The organism is Arthrobacter sp. 01L42, assembly GCF_056400005.1.
The window spans coordinates 185641-201091 of record NZ_JBFTSL010000008.1; the positions used below are offsets into that span (position 1 = coordinate 185641).

At 67.2% G+C, this 15451-nt stretch carries 14 protein-coding genes and 2 tRNA genes; 6 read left to right on the forward strand and 10 right to left on the reverse strand.

Annotated features, from left to right (window positions below; genetic code table 11):
* Positions 1 to 113: 113 nt before the first annotated feature.
* The 5 genes from clpX to AC1DN2_RS09625 form a co-directional block, all read right to left on the reverse strand.
* Complete coding sequence (clpX, locus tag AC1DN2_RS09605) at positions 114 to 1397, reverse strand: ATP-dependent Clp protease ATP-binding subunit ClpX (RefSeq protein ID WP_243177221.1); 1284 nt, start codon at positions 1395 to 1397, stop codon at positions 114 to 116.
* 131 nt (positions 1398 to 1528) lie between these two features.
* Complete coding sequence (locus AC1DN2_RS09610; protein WP_026266422.1) at positions 1529 to 2188, reverse strand: ATP-dependent Clp protease proteolytic subunit; 660 nt, start codon at positions 2186 to 2188, stop codon at positions 1529 to 1531.
* Between the two features lie 38 nt (positions 2189 to 2226).
* Positions 2227 to 2865, reverse strand: a complete 639-nt coding sequence (locus AC1DN2_RS09615) for an ATP-dependent Clp protease proteolytic subunit (protein WP_028277848.1) — start codon at positions 2863 to 2865, stop codon at positions 2227 to 2229.
* 307 nt (positions 2866 to 3172) lie between these two features.
* Positions 3173 to 4567, reverse strand: coding sequence for a trigger factor (tig, locus tag AC1DN2_RS09620; RefSeq protein ID WP_476850146.1), 1395 nt, complete (start codon positions 4565 to 4567; stop codon positions 3173 to 3175).
* Between the two features lie 68 nt (positions 4568 to 4635).
* Positions 4636 to 4710: transfer RNA gene (locus AC1DN2_RS09625), tRNA-Pro, on the reverse strand.
* 131 nt (positions 4711 to 4841) lie between these two features.
* Between AC1DN2_RS09625 and AC1DN2_RS09630 the strand changes: the two genes are divergently transcribed.
* Positions 4842 to 4912 (forward strand) — tRNA-Gly (locus AC1DN2_RS09630).
* Positions 4913 to 5008: 96 nt separating this feature from the next.
* On the opposite strand, the gene AC1DN2_RS09635 is transcribed toward AC1DN2_RS09630, so the two are convergent.
* The 3 genes from AC1DN2_RS09635 to AC1DN2_RS09645 all read right to left on the reverse strand — a co-directional run bounded on the left by AC1DN2_RS09635 (position 5009) and on the right by AC1DN2_RS09645 (position 7633).
* Complete coding sequence (locus AC1DN2_RS09635) at positions 5009 to 5926, reverse strand: Fpg/Nei family DNA glycosylase (protein WP_476850147.1); 918 nt, start codon at positions 5924 to 5926, stop codon at positions 5009 to 5011.
* Positions 5926 to 6417 (reverse strand): ribose-5-phosphate isomerase, encoded by a 492-nt coding sequence (locus AC1DN2_RS09640; RefSeq protein ID WP_476850148.1) that lies wholly within the window; start codon positions 6415 to 6417, stop codon positions 5926 to 5928. Before AC1DN2_RS09640 ends, AC1DN2_RS09635 begins: the two co-directional genes overlap by 1 nt.
* Positions 6418 to 6631: 214 nt before the next feature.
* Positions 6632 to 7633, reverse strand: coding sequence for a hypothetical protein (locus AC1DN2_RS09645; protein ID WP_230009138.1), 1002 nt, complete (start codon positions 7631 to 7633; stop codon positions 6632 to 6634).
* Between the two features lie 378 nt (positions 7634 to 8011).
* Here AC1DN2_RS09645 and pepN point away from each other — a divergent pair, with 378 nt between their 5' ends.
* Positions 8012 to 10567, forward strand: a complete 2556-nt coding sequence (gene pepN, locus AC1DN2_RS09650; protein WP_476850158.1) for an aminopeptidase N — start codon at positions 8012 to 8014, stop codon at positions 10565 to 10567.
* 86 nt (positions 10568 to 10653) lie between these two features.
* Positions 10654 to 11139, forward strand: coding sequence for an OsmC family protein (locus AC1DN2_RS09655; protein ID WP_476850149.1), 486 nt, complete (start codon positions 10654 to 10656; stop codon positions 11137 to 11139).
* A gap of 7 nt (positions 11140 to 11146) precedes the next feature.
* Here AC1DN2_RS09655 and AC1DN2_RS09660 read toward each other — a convergent pair whose 3' ends face one another.
* Positions 11147 to 12172 (reverse strand): NAD-dependent epimerase/dehydratase family protein, encoded by a 1026-nt coding sequence (locus AC1DN2_RS09660; RefSeq protein ID WP_476850150.1) that lies wholly within the window; start codon positions 12170 to 12172, stop codon positions 11147 to 11149.
* A 137-nt stretch (positions 12173 to 12309) separates the two neighbouring features.
* Between AC1DN2_RS09660 and AC1DN2_RS09665 the strand changes: the two genes are divergently transcribed.
* Positions 12310 to 12969, forward strand: a complete 660-nt coding sequence (locus tag AC1DN2_RS09665) for a mechanosensitive ion channel family protein (protein ID WP_028277840.1) — start codon at positions 12310 to 12312, stop codon at positions 12967 to 12969.
* Positions 12970 to 12973: 4 nt separating this feature from the next.
* Positions 12974 to 13432, forward strand: coding sequence for a globin (locus AC1DN2_RS09670; protein ID WP_476850151.1), 459 nt, complete (start codon positions 12974 to 12976; stop codon positions 13430 to 13432).
* Positions 13433 to 13454: 22 nt separating this feature from the next.
* On the opposite strand, the gene AC1DN2_RS09675 is transcribed toward AC1DN2_RS09670, so the two are convergent.
* Positions 13455 to 14114, reverse strand: coding sequence for a DUF8185 domain-containing protein (locus AC1DN2_RS09675; RefSeq protein ID WP_459385058.1), 660 nt, complete (start codon positions 14112 to 14114; stop codon positions 13455 to 13457).
* Positions 14115 to 14176: 62 nt separating this feature from the next.
* On the opposite strand from AC1DN2_RS09675, the gene AC1DN2_RS09680 reads away from it, so the two are divergent.
* The gene (locus AC1DN2_RS09680; protein WP_476850152.1) at positions 14177 to 15139 is read left to right on the forward strand and encodes an acyl-CoA thioesterase; all 963 of its coding nucleotides are present in this window, start codon (positions 14177 to 14179) and stop codon (positions 15137 to 15139) included.
* The last annotated feature ends 312 nt before the right edge of the window (positions 15140 to 15451 follow it).

A 15451-nucleotide genomic window follows, 5' to 3' on the forward strand; every position in this document is an offset into this window, starting at 1 on the left:
GGTTTCAGACACAGGTGTTCTCCTTAGGGAAGTCTGCGGGGAAAGCGCCGGCGCGGATCACGCACACGGCGCGCTAAAAATTACAGCGACCTATGCCGCGTTAATATTCCGGATCAGGCGGATTTGCGCCGTTTGACCTCGTCGTGGGCGATCATCGTGGGCGCCGCCTTCTTGGTCACGACCTCTTCGGTGATCACGACGCTGGCGACGTCGTCGCGGCTGGGGAGGTCGAACATGACCGGGAGCAGGACTTCCTCCATGATGGCGCGAAGCCCCCGGGCCCCGGTGCCGCGCTCCAGCGCCTGGTCGGCAATGGTGTTGAGGGCCTCGTCCTCGAAGATGAGCTCGACGCCGTCGAGCTGGAACATCTTCTGGTACTGCTTGACGAGGGCATTCTTCGGCGTCGAGAGAATCTGGATGAGCGCGGCGCGGTCCAGGTTGGAGACGGTGGTGATGACGGGCAACCGGCCGATGAACTCCGGGATCAGCCCGAACTTGAGCAGGTCTTCCGGCATGACCTCGCCGTAGGAATCCGTGGTGTTCTTGACCTCGTTGAGCGGGGCGCCGAATCCGATGCCCTTGCGCCCGGACCGCGAACCGATGATGTCCTCGAGCCCCGCGAAGGCGCCGGCCACGATGAAGAGCACGTTGGTGGTGTCGATCTGGATGAATTCCTGGTGCGGGTGCTTGCGTCCGCCCTGCGGCGGGACCGAGGCCACCGTGCCCTCGAGGATTTTCAGGAGCGCCTGCTGCACGCCCTCTCCCGAGACGTCCCGGGTAATGGACGGATTCTCGCTCTTGCGTGAGATCTTGTCGATCTCATCAATGTAGATGATGCCCTGCTCGGCCTTTTTGACGTCGTAGTCGGCGGCCTGGATGAGTTTGAGGAGGATGTTCTCAACGTCCTCACCGACGTAGCCGGCTTCGGTCAGGGCCGTGGCGTCGGCGACGGCGAACGGGACGTTGAGGCGGCGGGCGAGGGTTTGGGCCAGATAGGTCTTGCCGCAGCCGGTGGGTCCGATCAGCAGGATGTTGGACTTGGCGATCTCGACGTCGTCGTGGTGCACGCCGTCGGCGAGGCTGCCGCTCTTCGGCGCGTGGCCGGCCTGGATCCGCTTGTAGTGGTTGTACACCGCGACGGCGAGCGAACGCTTGGCGGGTTCCTGGCCAATCACGTATTCCTGCAGGAAATCAAAGATTTCGCGGGGCTTGGGCAACTCGAAACTGCCCAGGTCAGCTACTTCCGCGAGTTCCTCTTCGATGATCTCGTTGCAGAGTTCGATGCACTCGTCGCAGATGTAGACGCCGGGCCCGGCAATGAGCTTGCGGACCTGCTTCTGGCTCTTTCCGCAGAAAGAACACTTCAGCAGATCTGTGCTCTCGCCAATCCGAGCCATGTGTGAACCCCTTTAGTAGCTTGCTGCTGGCTGTGACATGTTCCACTCTAGGTCACTTTGGGCCCGTTGGGTGGAAAGCGGACGCCGGTGCGGCCAAGTAAGAATGCCGCACCGGCGCCGCGGATTGCTGATTAGCGCGCGATTGCCTGGGGCTTGATCTTGCGGGAATCGAGGACCTGGTCAATGAGGCCGTACTGCATGGCCTCGGCGGCCGTGAGGATCTTGTCCCGCTCGATGTCGTTGTTGACCTGTTCCGGCGTCCGGCCGGAGTGCTTGGCCAGCGTGTCCTCGAGCCAGGAGCGCATGCGCATGACCTCGGCGGCCTGGATCTCGAGGTCCGAGGCCTGCCCGCCCTGTCCGCCGGACAGCGAAGGCTGGTGGATCAGTACGCGGGCGTTCGGCAGTGCGAGGCGCTTGCCCGGCGTGCCGGCCGCGAGCAGCACGGCGGCGGCGCTGGCCGCCTGGCCGAGGCAGACGGTCTGGATCTCGGGCCGGATGTACGTCATGGTGTCGTAGATCGCGGTCATGGCGGTGAAGGAACCGCCAGGCGAGTTGATGTAGAGCGTGATGTCGCGGTCCGGGTCGGTGGACTCGAGCACCAGCAGCTGGGCCATGACGTCGTCGGCCGAGGCGTCGTCGACCTGGACGCCGAGGAAGATGATGCGGTCCTCGAACAGCTTGGTGTACGGGTCCTGGCGCTTGAAGCCGTAGGGGGTGCGCTCTTCGAACTGGGGCAGCACGTAGCGGCTGCTCGGCAGGTTGCCGGCAGTCGAACCGAAGTTGTAGTTCATGTTCATTGCTCCTGAATTCATTGCTGTCTACCTGCCGGTCAGTTCTCGGTGGCTGTCGCAGCGCCGCCGCTGTTCCCGGAGCCGTTGGCGTTGGTTCCGCCGCCGCCTGCCACGGATCCGGCGTGTGCGGCGATCTTGTCGAAGAAGCCGTATTCGAGGGCTTCCGGGGCCGTGAACCACTTGTCGCGGTCGTTGTCCTTGAGGATGGTGTCCACACTCTGGCCGGTCTGGTCCGCGGTCAGCTCGGCCATGACTTTCTTCATGTGCAGGATCAGCTCGGCCTGGATCTTGATGTCCGACGCCGTGCCGCCGATGCCGCCGGAGGGCTGGTGCATGAGGATGCGGGCGTTGGGGGTGGCGTAGCGCTTGCCCTTGGTGCCGGAGGAGAGCAGGAACTGGCCCATGGACGCGGCGAGGCCGGTGGCGACCGTGACAACATCGTTCGGGATGAACTGCATGGTGTCGTAGATGGCCATACCGGCGGTGACGGAGCCGCCGGGTGAGTTGATGTAAAGGTAGATGTCCCTTTCAGGATTCTCCGCCGAGAGCAGCAGCAGCTGGGAGCAGATCGCGTTGGCGTTATCGTCGCGGACCTCGGAGCCGAGCCAGATGATGCGCTCTTTCAGCAGGCGGTTGTAAATGTAGTTATCCTGGGCTGCCGGATCGACCGTGGCCATCCGGGGTGCCCCTGCTTGCTGTGACATATGTACTTACCTCTCGCTGGCGACGGTGACGCCACTGGACGACATCACTGAACTTTCCTACAGCGACACTAACCGTTTTCACGCCCGCTTTGTTCGCTGGCGCCGGGCTGTTCGCTGACGGCGCACGATTGCCGGGACCCCGCGCGCCGGGTCCTGGATGCGGGCCCTTCCCGGCTCCCGAACAGACCGTGCCGGCCGGGCATGGCCGAAGGCGGGGGCTTAAACAGACGGCCCCCGGATCGGTGATCCGGGGGCCGACTGTTCTAAGCCTCAGTGACTGCTAGAACTTCACTGCTGCGGGGTCATCGCTCGGCGTGGCCTCGGTGCTGGCTTCTGCCGAAGCCGCTTCGTCCTCAACGGTCTCGGCGGCCGGGGCGGCTTCGTCGCCGGGGCGGACGAAGTCGCTCAGGTCAACCTTGTTGCCCTCGGAGTCGGTGACCTCGGCCTGGCCCAGCACGACGGCCAGTGCCTTGCGGCGGCGGACCTCGGAAACCATCATGGGCACCTGGCCGCTCTGATCGATGATCTGGGCGAACTGGTTCGGGTCCATGCCGTACTGGCTGGCGGTGGTGACGATGTAGTCGATCAGCTCGTTCTGGCTGACGTTGACTTCTTCCTTCTCCGCGATGGCGTCGAGGATGATCTCGTTCTGGAAGGCGCGCTCGGTGTTGGCCTTGACCTCGGCGCGGTGCTCCTCGGTGTCGTGCTCGCCTTCACCGTGGGCGTTTTCGGCGTTGAAGTGCTGCTCGAGCTGCTCTTCGACGATCGACGCCGGGACGGGAACCTCGACGAGCTCAACGAGCTTGTCCAGGACCTTGTCGCGGGCCTCGACGCCCTGGTCAACAATCTTGGACTCAGCGGCCTGCTTGGCGAGGTCCTCACGGAGTTCGGCCAGGGTGTCGAATTCGCTGGCGAGCTGGGCGAAGTCGTCGTCGGCGACGGGGAGCTCGCGCTCCTTGACGGCCTTGACGGTGACCTTGACCTGAGCGGACTCGCCGGCGTGCTCGCCGCCGACCAGCGTGGTGTCAAAGATGGCGTCCTCGTCGGCGCTGAGGCCGGTGACGGCCTCGTCGAGGCCTTCGAGCATGGTGCCGGCGCCAACCTGGTAGGACAGGCCGGAAGCGGAGTCAACATCGGCGCCGTCGATCGAGGCTGCGATGTCGATCGTCAGGAAGTCGCCATCGGCGGCCGGGCGGTCCACGGACTTCAGCGTGCCGAAGCGGCCGCGGAGCTCGTCCAGGGCCTTGTCGACGTCGGCGTCGGAGGACTCGGCGGCGGCGACCTCAACCTTGATGCCTGCGTAGTCGGGCAGTTCGATTTCGGGGCGGATGTCAACCTCGGCGTGGAACTTGAGCTCGCCGTCGGTGGCGGACGGGTCCGGAACCTCGGTGATCTCGACCTCGGGACGGCTCAGCGGGCGGATGCCGGTTTCCTGCACGGCGGCCTGGTACCAGCCGTTGAGGCCTTCGTTGATGGCCGTCTCCAGGACGTAGCCGCGGCCAACGCGCTGGTCAATGAGCTTGGAGGGGACCTTGCCCTTGCGGAAACCGGGGACCTGGATCTGCGAAGCAACAGTCTTGTATGCCTCTGCGATGCTGGGCTTCAATTCCTCAAAGGGGACCTCAACATTGAGCTTGACCCGCGTGGGGGTGAGGTTCTCGACAGCGCTCTTCACAGTCTAAGTACTCCTGGTGTGGGGGGTATGGGGTTCTGCATTGCCACGTGCTGGCAGTGCTTGCAGAGTCGGGGTGACAGGATTTGAACCTGCGACTTCCTGCTCCCAAAGCAGGCGCTCTAGCCAAGCTGAGCTACACCCCGTAAGTGCACAGAACAGTCTACGGTCATACTGTGCCGATTTGCACATTTGACACCGGGGCCTTGAATTGGGTTTAGTTGTATCCGGCTTGAACAGCCGCCCGGAAGTTTTGCTGGAGTTCCAGTGAGATCCCGGGGACGTAGCTTAATGGTAAAGCCTCAGTCTTCCAAACTGATTACGCGGGTTCGATTCCCGTCGTCCCCTCAGAAATATGACGAAAAAAGCCCCTCTCCGGAGGGGCTTTTTTTCGTTCCTCTCCAGGCCCCGGCGACCGGGGCTTGGAAGGGCAGGCGTACCGGCTCAGGCCTGCTGGCAGGCCGGGCACCAGTAGAGCTTCCGGGCGCCGAGCTCGGTCAGCGCCACCGGCGTTCCGCAGTCCCTGCAGCCGAGTCCGTGCCGCCGGTAGACGAAGTGCGCCTCCTCCGGGGCCGGCAGGACGCCGCGGGATATGCCGGCTCCGGCCCCGTTCCAGTACTGCGGCGGCGTCCTGATGATCCGGCCGTCCCGGACGCCGTCGGTCATCATGGCCGCGGTGTCGTCCCAGAGCCGGCGGGCCGCGTCCGGTGACAGTTCGGCGCCGGGCAGCCAGGGGTTGAGCCGCTGCCGGAACAGGAGTTCGGCCCGGTAGACGTTCCCGACGCCGGCAATCACCTTTTGGTCCATCAGCAGGGCCGCCAGCGGTGTGCGTTTGGCCGCCACGGTGGCGCTGAAGGTGTCCCGGTCTCCCGGAAGGTTCCGCAGCGGGTCCGGGCCGAGCCGCGCCAGTACGGCCGCCGCTTCCGCGTCCGTGATCGCCTCGCACGTGGTCGCGCCGCGGAGATCGGCCCAGCCGTGCGCGCCGGCGAGCCGGACGCGGACGGCACCGACCGGCGCGGGCGGGCCCTCATATGCGGCCAGCCCGGCCGCCTCAGCGTCGTCGTAGACTTCCCGCTCCCCCACCTTCCGGGGCGCGCCAATGCTGGAGGCGCCGCGGAAGGTGGCGTCACCGCCGAAATCCCAGGCGCCATAGAGGCCCAGATGGACATGGAGGAGAAGCCCGTGCCCGAACTCCAGGAAGAGGTGCTTCCCGTGCGCCACGGAACTGACAAGGGTGTGGCCGTCCAGCAGCGCCGCGCCCTGGGCAAACCGGCCCTGCGGACTGGAGACCGCGAGCCGTTCCCCCGCGAAGACGTCCCCGAACTGGCGGGCCAGCCGGTGGACGGAATGCCCCTCCGGCACTAGTCGATGACCTCGCCGGTGCGCTCGTACGTGGCGATCTTGCCGATCCGGCGGACGTGGCGCTCATCGTTGCTAAAGGGTTCGGCCAGGAACGCCTCGATGATTTCCGTGGCCTCGTCGACGCTGTGCTGGCGGCCGCCGACGGCGACGACGTTGGCGTCGTTGTGCTCACGTGCCAGCTGGGCGGTGGACAGGTTCCAGGCCAGCGCGGCACGGACGCCCTTGACCTTGTTGGCGGCGATCTGCTCGCCATTGCCAGAGCCGCCAAGGACTATGCCGAGGGCGTGGGTTCCGGCCTCCTGGTCCGCGACGACGGCGAGGGCGGCGTTGATGCAGAACGACGGGTAGTCATCCAGGGCGTCGTAGACCTTCGGTCCGTGGTCCACCATCTCATAGCCCTTGGCGCCGAGGTGGCTGACCAGGTGGGCGCTGAGCTCCATTCCGGCGTGGTCGGTGGCAATGTGCACGCGGGGCAGGTCAGAAATGGTCACGGCTGTTCCGTTCGATTGCGGCGCCGGGCGGCGGCCGGGGCGGTTGGGGTCTGGTCCAAGCGTACTAGGCCGGGCCTCCCGGGACCTTGCTGCAGCCCGCCAGACCCCTCACTGGACGGTCGTGTTACACAGGCCCGGCACGCCGTCGTACTCCGCCGTCCTGCTCCACCGTCCTACTCCACCGGGGACCGACACCGCCGTCTACACGGCCGTGCTACACGGCGGTGGTCCCGCCGTTCCGCCGGGCCCTGTCCGCCACCCGGGACAGCGTTTGGGCGATATTGTCCGCCGCGGTGGCACTGCCGCCGCTCACCGCCAGCCGGCGCCCGTCCGAGCGGTCGATGACCACCGCGGGGCCGCTGCTGACCAGCATCGCGGTGGTGTTGCCATGGGTCCGGTAGCCCCACCCGCCATAGTCCGCCGCCGTGACGTCCCTGGGCGTCGCGGCGTCGATGGCCGCGGCCGGAACTTCCATGACCCGGACGAAGCCTGCCGCGAAGACGTGCAGGCCGCCGCGGTCGACCCGGATCCGGGCCACCAGGAACGCCGCGGCCACCAGGGCCGCCGCCACCAGGAGGACAGACAGCCACGGCACGGCAACGGTCAGGAGGGCGGCCGGCAGAAGCGTTGCGATGCCGAGCATGACGAAGATGGAGCTGCGGGCGTGGACCCAGAGGCTGACCCGGTCCCTGGCCAAATCCGGATCCTGTTCACGCTCGAGCGCCTGCCGGACGGCGACGTCGTCATCAACGGACCAGCGCTCGTCGGCCTTGAAGACAAAACCCATCACAACGCCCAGGCCGAGGGCCGCGCCGCTGCCGAGGGCCAGGACCGAGGCGTCCACATGGGATCCCCGCGCATCGGGCAGGCCCAGCTGGCCCACAAGCACGGCGGCAAGGACTGTGGTGACGAACAGGCTCATGGACAGGCCGGCGCCCATCATGATGCGGCGCATCATCGCGGGGCGCGACAGCGGCACGGCCTGCAGCAGCACGGCCCAGCCAATCACCACGATCAGCGAGGCTCCGGCTCCCGCGACCGTCACGAACGGCGCGAAGTCGGCGGCACCGGCGGCGGTCCAGCGGACGGCCAGCGGCTCGGGCAGATCCGGGCGTACCAGAAGCGCACACACCACGAATCCTGCCGCCAGCATCAGGGGGAAACCGATGGCAAAGCGCAACGCCCTGGCATCGACGGAGTCACGGATCTTTCCCATGCTCCAACGCTACCGCGGACGCCCCTTGATGGATCTGGGGACGTGCGCGCAGGTCAGGAGCTGGACGGGAAGCAAATGTGGGATCAGGCACGTAGTCCGGCGCCCGGACCTCGCCACGAGCAAGAAGAGACCGCCGGGGCAACGTCAACGTGGCCGCCCCAACCGCACCCATCTGACACGAATGGCCGCCAAGGGCATCGGCTAAGCGGCCATTCGTGGCAAATCGTGGGCTGGATGCCGAGGCCTTGGGGCCGGTTGTGACCGGGCTAACTTGCCAAGGGCCGCTAACGTGAAAGAATAATTTCACAGTATCGCCGGCGACCGCGGCCGCGGCCGGCCGGCAGTATCCATCTTCTTCTGGAGGCCCCTTTGCCCGGTATGAACCTGACCCGCGCCGAAGCCCGCGAGCGCGCCGCCCTGATCGACGTCGACTCCTACGAGGTCAGCCTGGACCTGACCCGCGGCGAGAAGGTCTTCGGCTCCACCACGGCCGTGAAGTTCCGGGCCAAGCCGGGCTCGTCGACCTTCATCGACGCCGTCACCCACGCCGTGCACAGCGTGAGCCTCAACGGCCGCGAACTGGATCCGGCCGAGGTCTCCGACGGCGTCCGGATCCAGCTCCCGGACCTCGCGGCCGAGAACCACCTGCTGGTGGTCGCCGACGCCCCGTATATGAACACCGGTGAAGGCCTGCACCGCTTCGTGGATCCGGTGGACAACGAGGTCTACCTGTACACCCAGTTCGAGGTTCCGGATTCGCGGCGCATGTTCGCCGTCTTCGAACAGCCCGACCTGAAGGCCAGCTTCACGTTCACCGTCACCGCCCCCTCGCACTGGGATGTCGTGTCCAACTCCCCCACCCCGGTGCCGGTGGAGACCATCCCCGGCGCGGATGGGGGCGCCCGCTCTGTCTGGGAGTTCACGCCGACACCGCGGCTGTCCTCCTATGTCACCGCGCTGATCGCCGGGCCGTACCAGTCGGTGCGCAGCGAGGTCACGTCGGCGGCGGGCAAGGTCACCCCGCTGGGCATCTTCGCCCGCAAGTCGCTCATGCAGTACCTCGATGCGGACAACATCTTCGAACTCACCCGGCAGGGCTTCGAGTTCTTCGAGGCCCAGTTCGGCTGCCCGTACCCGTTCGAGAAGTACGACCAGCTCTTCGTGCCGGAGTTCAACGCCGGCGCCATGGAGAACGCCGGGGCCGTCACCATCCTGGAAGGCTACGTCTTCCGCGGCAAGGTCACCGACGCCCAGGTGGAACGCCGCGCCATCACCGTGCTGCACGAGCTCGCGCACATGTGGTTCGGCGACCTCGTCACCATGCGCTGGTGGAACGACCTCTGGCTCAACGAGTCCTTCGCCGAATACATGTCCCACCTGGCCGCCGTCGAGAACACCGAGTTCGGCCACGCCTGGACCACGTTCGCCTCCGTGGAGAAGTCCTGGGCCTACCGGCAGGATCAGCTGCCCACCACGCACCCGATCTTCGCCGAGATCAACGACCTCCAGGACGTCGAGGTGAACTTCGACGGGATCACCTACGCCAAGGGCGCGTCGGTGCTGCGCCAGCTCGTCGCCTGGGTGGGCCCGGAGCAATTCATGTCCGGGGTGCGGGAGTACTTCAGCAAGCACGCCTGGCAGAACACCGAGCTCAGCGACCTCATGGCCGAACTCGAGAAGGCCAGCGGCCGCGACCTGGAACGGTGGGGGCAGCTCTGGCTGGAGACCGCCGGCGTGAACACCCTGACACCGGAAATCTCGGCGGCCGCGGACGGCACCATCGAGTCCTTCGCCATCGTGCAGTCGGCGATCGAGAGCGAACCGACCCTGCGCCCGCACCGCCTCGCGGTCGGCTTCTACAACCTCAACGGGGCCGGCAAGCTGGAGCGGGTGCACCGCGAGGAGCTCGACGTCGACGGCGAGCGCACCGAAGTTCCGGCCCTGGCCGGCCTGGCCCAGCCGGACCTGATCCTGCTCAATGACGACGACCTCGCCTATGCCAAGGTGCGCCTGGATCCGAAGTCCCTCGCCACCGCAACGGCGCACCTGAAGGACTTCAGCCAGAGCCTCCCCCGCACGCTCGTGTGGGGCTCGGCCTGGGATGCGGCGCGCGACGGCGAGTCCCCGGCCCGCGGGTACGTGGAGCTGATCCTCGCCAACATTGCCGAGGAATCCGATTCCTCCGTGATCCTGGTCCAGCTCCGGCAGCTGGCCACCACGCTGACTTTCTACGTGGCCGAGGAGCACCAGGAGGCGACCGCCGTGGCCGCGGCCGACAAGCTCTGGGAGCTCGCCTCGGCGGTGCCGGCCGGCTCGGACGCCCAGCTGCAGTTCGTGAAGTCCTACGCCCTGCTGGCCCGCAGTGCCGGGCAGCTGGACACGGTCTCGGGGCTGCTGGACGGCTCACTTTCCCTCGATGGGCTGAGCGTGGACCAGGACCTGCGGTGGGAGCTGCTGGCCTCCCTCGTGGCCGGCGGCCGCGCCGGGCAGGAGCGGATCGACGAGGAACTGGAGCACGACAACACCTCCAACGGCCAGAACGCGGCGGCCCTGGCCAAGGCCGCCATCCCCACCCCGGAGGCCAAGGCCGAGGCCTGGGAATCGATTGTGGTCAAGGGCGATCTGTCCAACGCCCTGCAGGGCTCCGCGGTGACCGGCTTTACCCGGGTCCTGGACACGTCCCTGCTCGAGCCGTACGCCGAGAAGTACTTCGAGGCCGTCCCCGGCATCATGGCCAGCCGCACCCACGCGCTTGCCTCGCAGATCGTCGTCGGGCTCTACCCGGCCCAGCTGACCACGCAGGCCACGGTGGACCGCACGGATGAGTTCCTGGCCTCGCTGCCGGAGGGCAGTGCGGCGCTGCGCCGGATGATGCTGGAGAACCGCGACGGCGTTGCCCGCGCCCTGCGCGCCCGCCAGGCCGACGTCGGCTAACGACCAAGGCACCGGACCCCCGAAAGCCTGGAACCCCGGCGCCGCCCCTGTGCGGCGCCGGGGTTCTGTCGTTCTAGGCTGGAGTCATGAGCCTTGACGAACATCACTATGCGCTGACCGTCCGCTGGACCGGGAACCGCGGGGCCGGTACGTCCTCGTACCGCGGTTACTCACGGGACCACGACGTCGAGATCCCCGGGCTGCCGGTGCTGCGCGGCTCGGCCGATCCGACCTTCCACGGGGACCGGGAGCGCTACAACCCCGAACAGCTCCTGCTTGCCGCGCTCTCGCAGTGCCACATGCTCTCCTTCCTGCACGTGGCCGTGAAGCACGGCGTTGTGGTGACGGCCTACGAGGACCGGGCCGAGGGCCTGATGCGGACCAACAGGGACGGCAGCGGGCAGTTCGAATCCGTCACGCTGAAGCCCCGGGTGACGGTGGCGGAAGCGGCGGCACCGGATGTCCTCGAGGAACTCCACGTGGAGGCCAACAAGGTCTGTTTCATCGCCCGCAGCGTGAACTTCCCGGTGTTGCACGAGCCGACGGCTGTGGTGGAGGGCCAGGCTGACTGAATAGTTTTCAGGCGGCGCCGTCAGCCGGGCCGGCCGAGGCCTCTGTCCGGTACTCGGACACCAGCCGGCGCTCCGTCTCCGGGCTCATTCCGGCCTTGCGTTCACGGCCGAGTCCGCGGCGGCGTTCATCCGCCAGGGTGTCCCGCAGCGTGTCCATCCAGGGCCGGAGCCGCAGCCCTGCTGTCCGGGCAGCGTCGTTGCTGCGGGTCGCGAAGCCCTCGTGGCCTGGCGGCAGCCACAGCGGCAGCGAGTCCGGGCCGGCCCAGTAGTTCGCACCGTGCGACGCCAGCCAGTCCTCGGGGGCGACAACCACCTCTGAGTCGGCGTCGGCCAGCTGGCGGGCTTCCTCCAAGTAGGCGGCAAAGGGCACCGGCTCACCGACGGCGTTCAGCGCCCCTGTGGTTCCGTTTTCGGCGGCGGTGAGGATCCAGGCCGCGAGGTCGCGGACGTCGATGATCTGGGTGGCGTCGGCGGGGATGTCCGGGACCAGGACGGGATCGTTGTCCCGGGCGAATCGGGCCGGCCAGTACCCGTAGCGGTCGGAGCCGTCCCCGGGGCCGCCGATCAGGCCGGCGCGGCAGAGGTGCGCCTTGTCCCCTGCCAGTTCCCGGGTCAGGTGCTCGATCGCGGACTTGGCCTCGCCGTAGTTATCCATGGTCAGTTCCGTGCCCGGGGCCAGCGGCGGGAGCATCTGGGCGTCTTCGGCCTCGCCGGCCACTGAGTGGTCAGCGTAGACCGAGCAGCTGGAGATGAAGGTCCAGTGCCGGGCCGAGCCGGCCAGCGTCTCGAGGGCCTCCCGTGCCTGGGCGGGGTCCCGCGAGACGTCGACGACGGCGTCCCACCCGCCGCTGCCGGCGGCCCCTTGGTACGCGGCCTTCCCCTGCGCGCGGTCCGCGCGCAGCCAGGTGGCGCCGTCGGGCGGCGCGGCGGCGGTACCGCGGGCCAGGCATGTAACGTCGTGACCGGCGGCGAGGGCCTGCCGGGCTATTTCAGCTGACAGGAAGACAGTGCCGCCAAGGACCAGGATGCGCATGGGGCCACGCTACGGCGCTAATGTTGAAGTAGACCAGAGCGTTATGCGCCCGGCGAACGCCAGCTGCCTTTCCGGACGCCCAGCCCTGCTGCCGGCCGGCAGCAGGGTTGCAGTAAACAAGGAGTTTTCCCTCACCGATGATCAGCCTGACCACCATCGAACCCATCACCGCACCGGACATCTCGGCTGTCAACCTGCCAGGCGGCCTCATCAGCCTGGGCATCGGCGTCGCCGTGTGGCTGGTGGCATCCTTCGTGATCACCGGAATCACCAAACGGGTCGCGGCGGGCAGCACACTTTTCAAGAAGTCGCACTTCCGCTGGGTGGCTCCGGCGTTCCGCGCCCTGGACCATGAACGCCGCGTCCAGCGGGCAGAGACAATCGGCGCACTGCTCCGCAGCGTGGTCGGCGTCCTGATCGCCGTCCTCACCATCGTGTACGTGCTCAAGTACCTGAACGTGGACGTGGCTCCCATCCTGACGAGCGTCGGGATCCTCGGTGTGGCGATCGGCTTCGGGGCCCAGCAGCTGATCCGCGACTTCCTCGCCGGCATCTTCATTACCTTCGAGGACCAGTACGGCATTGGCGACATTATCGAGACTTCCGAGGTGGTGGGCACGGTCGAGGCCATGAACCTGCGGATCACCCGGGTCCGGGCCGACGACGGCACCATCTGGTACCTGCGCAACGGCGAAATCCTGCGCGTGGGCAACCGCTCCCAGGGCACATACATTCCGCCCGAGACGTCCCCGGCGGACGAGGCCGACAGCGCACCCCAGCAGAAGGCCGGAGAATAGTGAAATGACGATTCCCAGCGCCAGCGAACCCAGCCAGCCCAGGCAGCTGCTGCAGAACGATCCGTTCAGCCAGCCCGGCTACACGGACAACTTCTATGACGCCGTGGGCGGCCACGAGACCTTTGTGAAGCTCATCGACGTCTTCTACGACGGCGTCGCAACAGATCCGCTGTTGCGCGCCATGTACCCGGAAGAGGACCTTGGCCCGGCCAAGCGGCGCTTCCTGATGTTCCTGGAACAGTACTGGGGCGGGCCGACGACGTACGGCGAGGAGCGCGGGCATCCGCGGCTGCGGATGCGCCACATGCCGTTCCGGGTGACGCCGGAGGCCAAGGAGCGCTGGCTGTTCCACATGCGTGCCGCGGTGGATGCCCTGAAACTGCCGCCGCTGTATGAGGGAACGCTCTGGGATTACATGGAGCGGGCAGCCCTGTCCATGGTGAACAGCCCGTCGGAGGCCTGAGCGCGGAGGGCGCCGGAGCTTCCTAGAGCCCGGTGCCGGTCCGGACCAGCACGTGGCCGCGGGTGCCGCTGAGCCGGAACCAGCGCCCGGCGCGGTAGAGCCGTTGTTCGCTCTCTGCCAGGAAGCCCAGGGTGAGCGCGGCGAACGCGGCCCCGGCCGGCAGGCCGCCGGCGTCGGGCAGTTCCCGGCCCCAGACCGTTGCCCTGGCATTGTTGACGATCAACGCACCGGGCTTGTCCGGAATGATCGCGGCGATCTCCCTGATCCCGGCCTCCGCTGCGGTCCGCAGGGCAGTGTCCTGGACGGTGCCGAGCAGTTCCCAGCCGGCGCGCGGCGCGCCGATCCCGGCCCACGACTCGCTGACGGTCACCGGCGGGACGGGAAGTTCGACGTCGTGCTCCCCCGCCCGTGCCAGGCGGTCCAGCACGGCGGACAGCGGCACTGTCACGTCAGTGTCCGCCGGCTGTGCCAGCGCCATGGTCCGCAGGCCCAGGATGGTGGGGGTGGATTCGCCCAGGAGCCGGGGCCGCAGGACGCAGACGTAGGCGGCCAGGACGGGGCCCGCGGCCTGGAGCCGGATGGCGCCGTCGTCAATGGACTTGGCGCGCGTCGCGAAGGTGCGCAGGTCGTCGAGGTCGCGGGGATCGGTGAACTGCAGGGGCTGGGTTAGGACATCAGACACACTACTGACTCTACCGGCTGCGCTTCTTTGGAGCGGCGCTGGACGCCGTCTAGAGTCAGACCATGACTGAAGCCGAAGCCGGACTGCTGGGGCTCCCGACCCAGGACCCCACCTCCTCGCTCATCCAACTTCTCAACCTCGGCGAGCTCGAGGGCGCCCGGACGGACGAGGACATCTTCATGGGTCCGTCCCAGCAACAGCCCAAGCAGCGCGTCTTTGGCGGCCAGGTGCTGGCGCAGTCCCTGATAGCCGGCAGCCGCACCGTCGATCCGGACCGCAGCGTGCACTCCATGCACGGCTACTTCCTCCGGCCCGGCGACGCCAACAAGCCGATCACCTTCGGTGTGCAGCGACTGCGCGACGGGCGGTCCTTCTCGGCCCGCCGGGTCCACGCCTATCAGGAGGGCATGCCCATCCTGTCGATGATCGCGTCCTTCCAGGCCGAGGACGAGGGGATCGAGCACCAGTCCGAGATGCCCGCCGGGATCCCGGACCCCGAATCGCTGCCGAGCACGGCCGACCTGCTGGGCAAGTTCGATCACCCCGTGGCCCGGCACTGGGCCTACGAGCGGCCGTTCGACATCCGCCACGTCGATCCGGCACTGTATGTCTCGGCCAAAGGACCCCGGGAAGCCCGCAACGCCGTGTGGATGAAGACTTTCGGTCCGATGCCCGACGACGCCGGCCTGCACCGGGCGGCCCTGGCCTACGCGAGCGACTACACCTTGCTCGAATCCATCCTCCGCAAGCACGGCATGAGCTGGATTACGCCGGGGATGTCCGTGGCAAGCCTGGACCACGCCATGTGGTGGCACCGGCCGGTCAGGGTCGACGAGTGGCTCCTGTACGTCCAGGAATCGCCCAGCGCGCAGGGCGCACGGGGCCTCGCGACGGGCAAAATCTTCAGCCGGGACGGCCGGCACGTGGCGACGGTGGCCCAGGAAGGCATGATCCGCGTCCCGAACGACTTCAAAAACACCGACCTGAAGAACACAGAGAAGGGCGCCGTGCAGGCCGCCGTCTGATCGAGGGCGCTGCAGCACCAGATCCGCAAGGCCGAGGGCTGCCAGTACTCCCCAGCAGCGGCTGGGACACGGTGTCCTCGGCACACGGCGTCAACGGCACACAGCGTCAACGGCACACAGGCCCACCGCACACAAAAAGCCGGCTCCCCCTGAAACAGTTCAGCTTGGGTTCTAGCGGTCGTTGCAACACCCAGAATTTTTGGGAGTTGCAACGACCGTGTCGTCTTTAACGGGTGAACCACGAACCAGCAGGAAATACACGCAGGAGCAGAAGGAAGAGTTCTTCCTCGTGTTTGACCGGCTCAAGAGCAC

What these genes read in the sequence shown, in the direction of transcription:
- clpX (WP_243177221.1), bottom strand. Translation starts at nt 1,397, where the DNA reads ATGGCTCGGATTGGCGAGAGCACAGATCTGCTGAAGTGTTCTTTCTGC.
- AC1DN2_RS09610 (WP_026266422.1), bottom strand. Translation starts at nt 2,188, where the DNA reads ATGAACTACAACTTCGGTTCGACTGCCGGCAACCTGCCGAGCAGCCGC.
- AC1DN2_RS09615 (WP_028277848.1), bottom strand. Translation starts at nt 2,865, where the DNA reads ATGGCCACGGTCGATCCGGCAGCCCAGGATAACTACATTTACAACCGC.
- AC1DN2_RS09645 (WP_230009138.1), bottom strand. Translation starts at nt 7,633, where the DNA reads ATGGGAAAGATCCGTGACTCCGTCGATGCCAGGGCGTTGCGCTTTGCC.
- pepN (WP_476850158.1), top strand. Translation starts at nt 8,012, where the DNA reads ATGAACCTGACCCGCGCCGAAGCCCGCGAGCGCGCCGCCCTGATCGAC.
- AC1DN2_RS09655 (WP_476850149.1), top strand. Translation starts at nt 10,654, where the DNA reads ATGAGCCTTGACGAACATCACTATGCGCTGACCGTCCGCTGGACCGGG.
- AC1DN2_RS09660 (WP_476850150.1), bottom strand. Translation starts at nt 12,172, where the DNA reads ATGCGCATCCTGGTCCTTGGCGGCACTGTCTTCCTGTCAGCTGAAATA.
- AC1DN2_RS09665 (WP_028277840.1), top strand. Translation starts at nt 12,310, where the DNA reads ATGATCAGCCTGACCACCATCGAACCCATCACCGCACCGGACATCTCG.
- AC1DN2_RS09670 (WP_476850151.1), top strand. Translation starts at nt 12,974, where the DNA reads ATGACGATTCCCAGCGCCAGCGAACCCAGCCAGCCCAGGCAGCTGCTG.
- AC1DN2_RS09680 (WP_476850152.1), top strand. Translation starts at nt 14,177, where the DNA reads ATGACTGAAGCCGAAGCCGGACTGCTGGGGCTCCCGACCCAGGACCCC.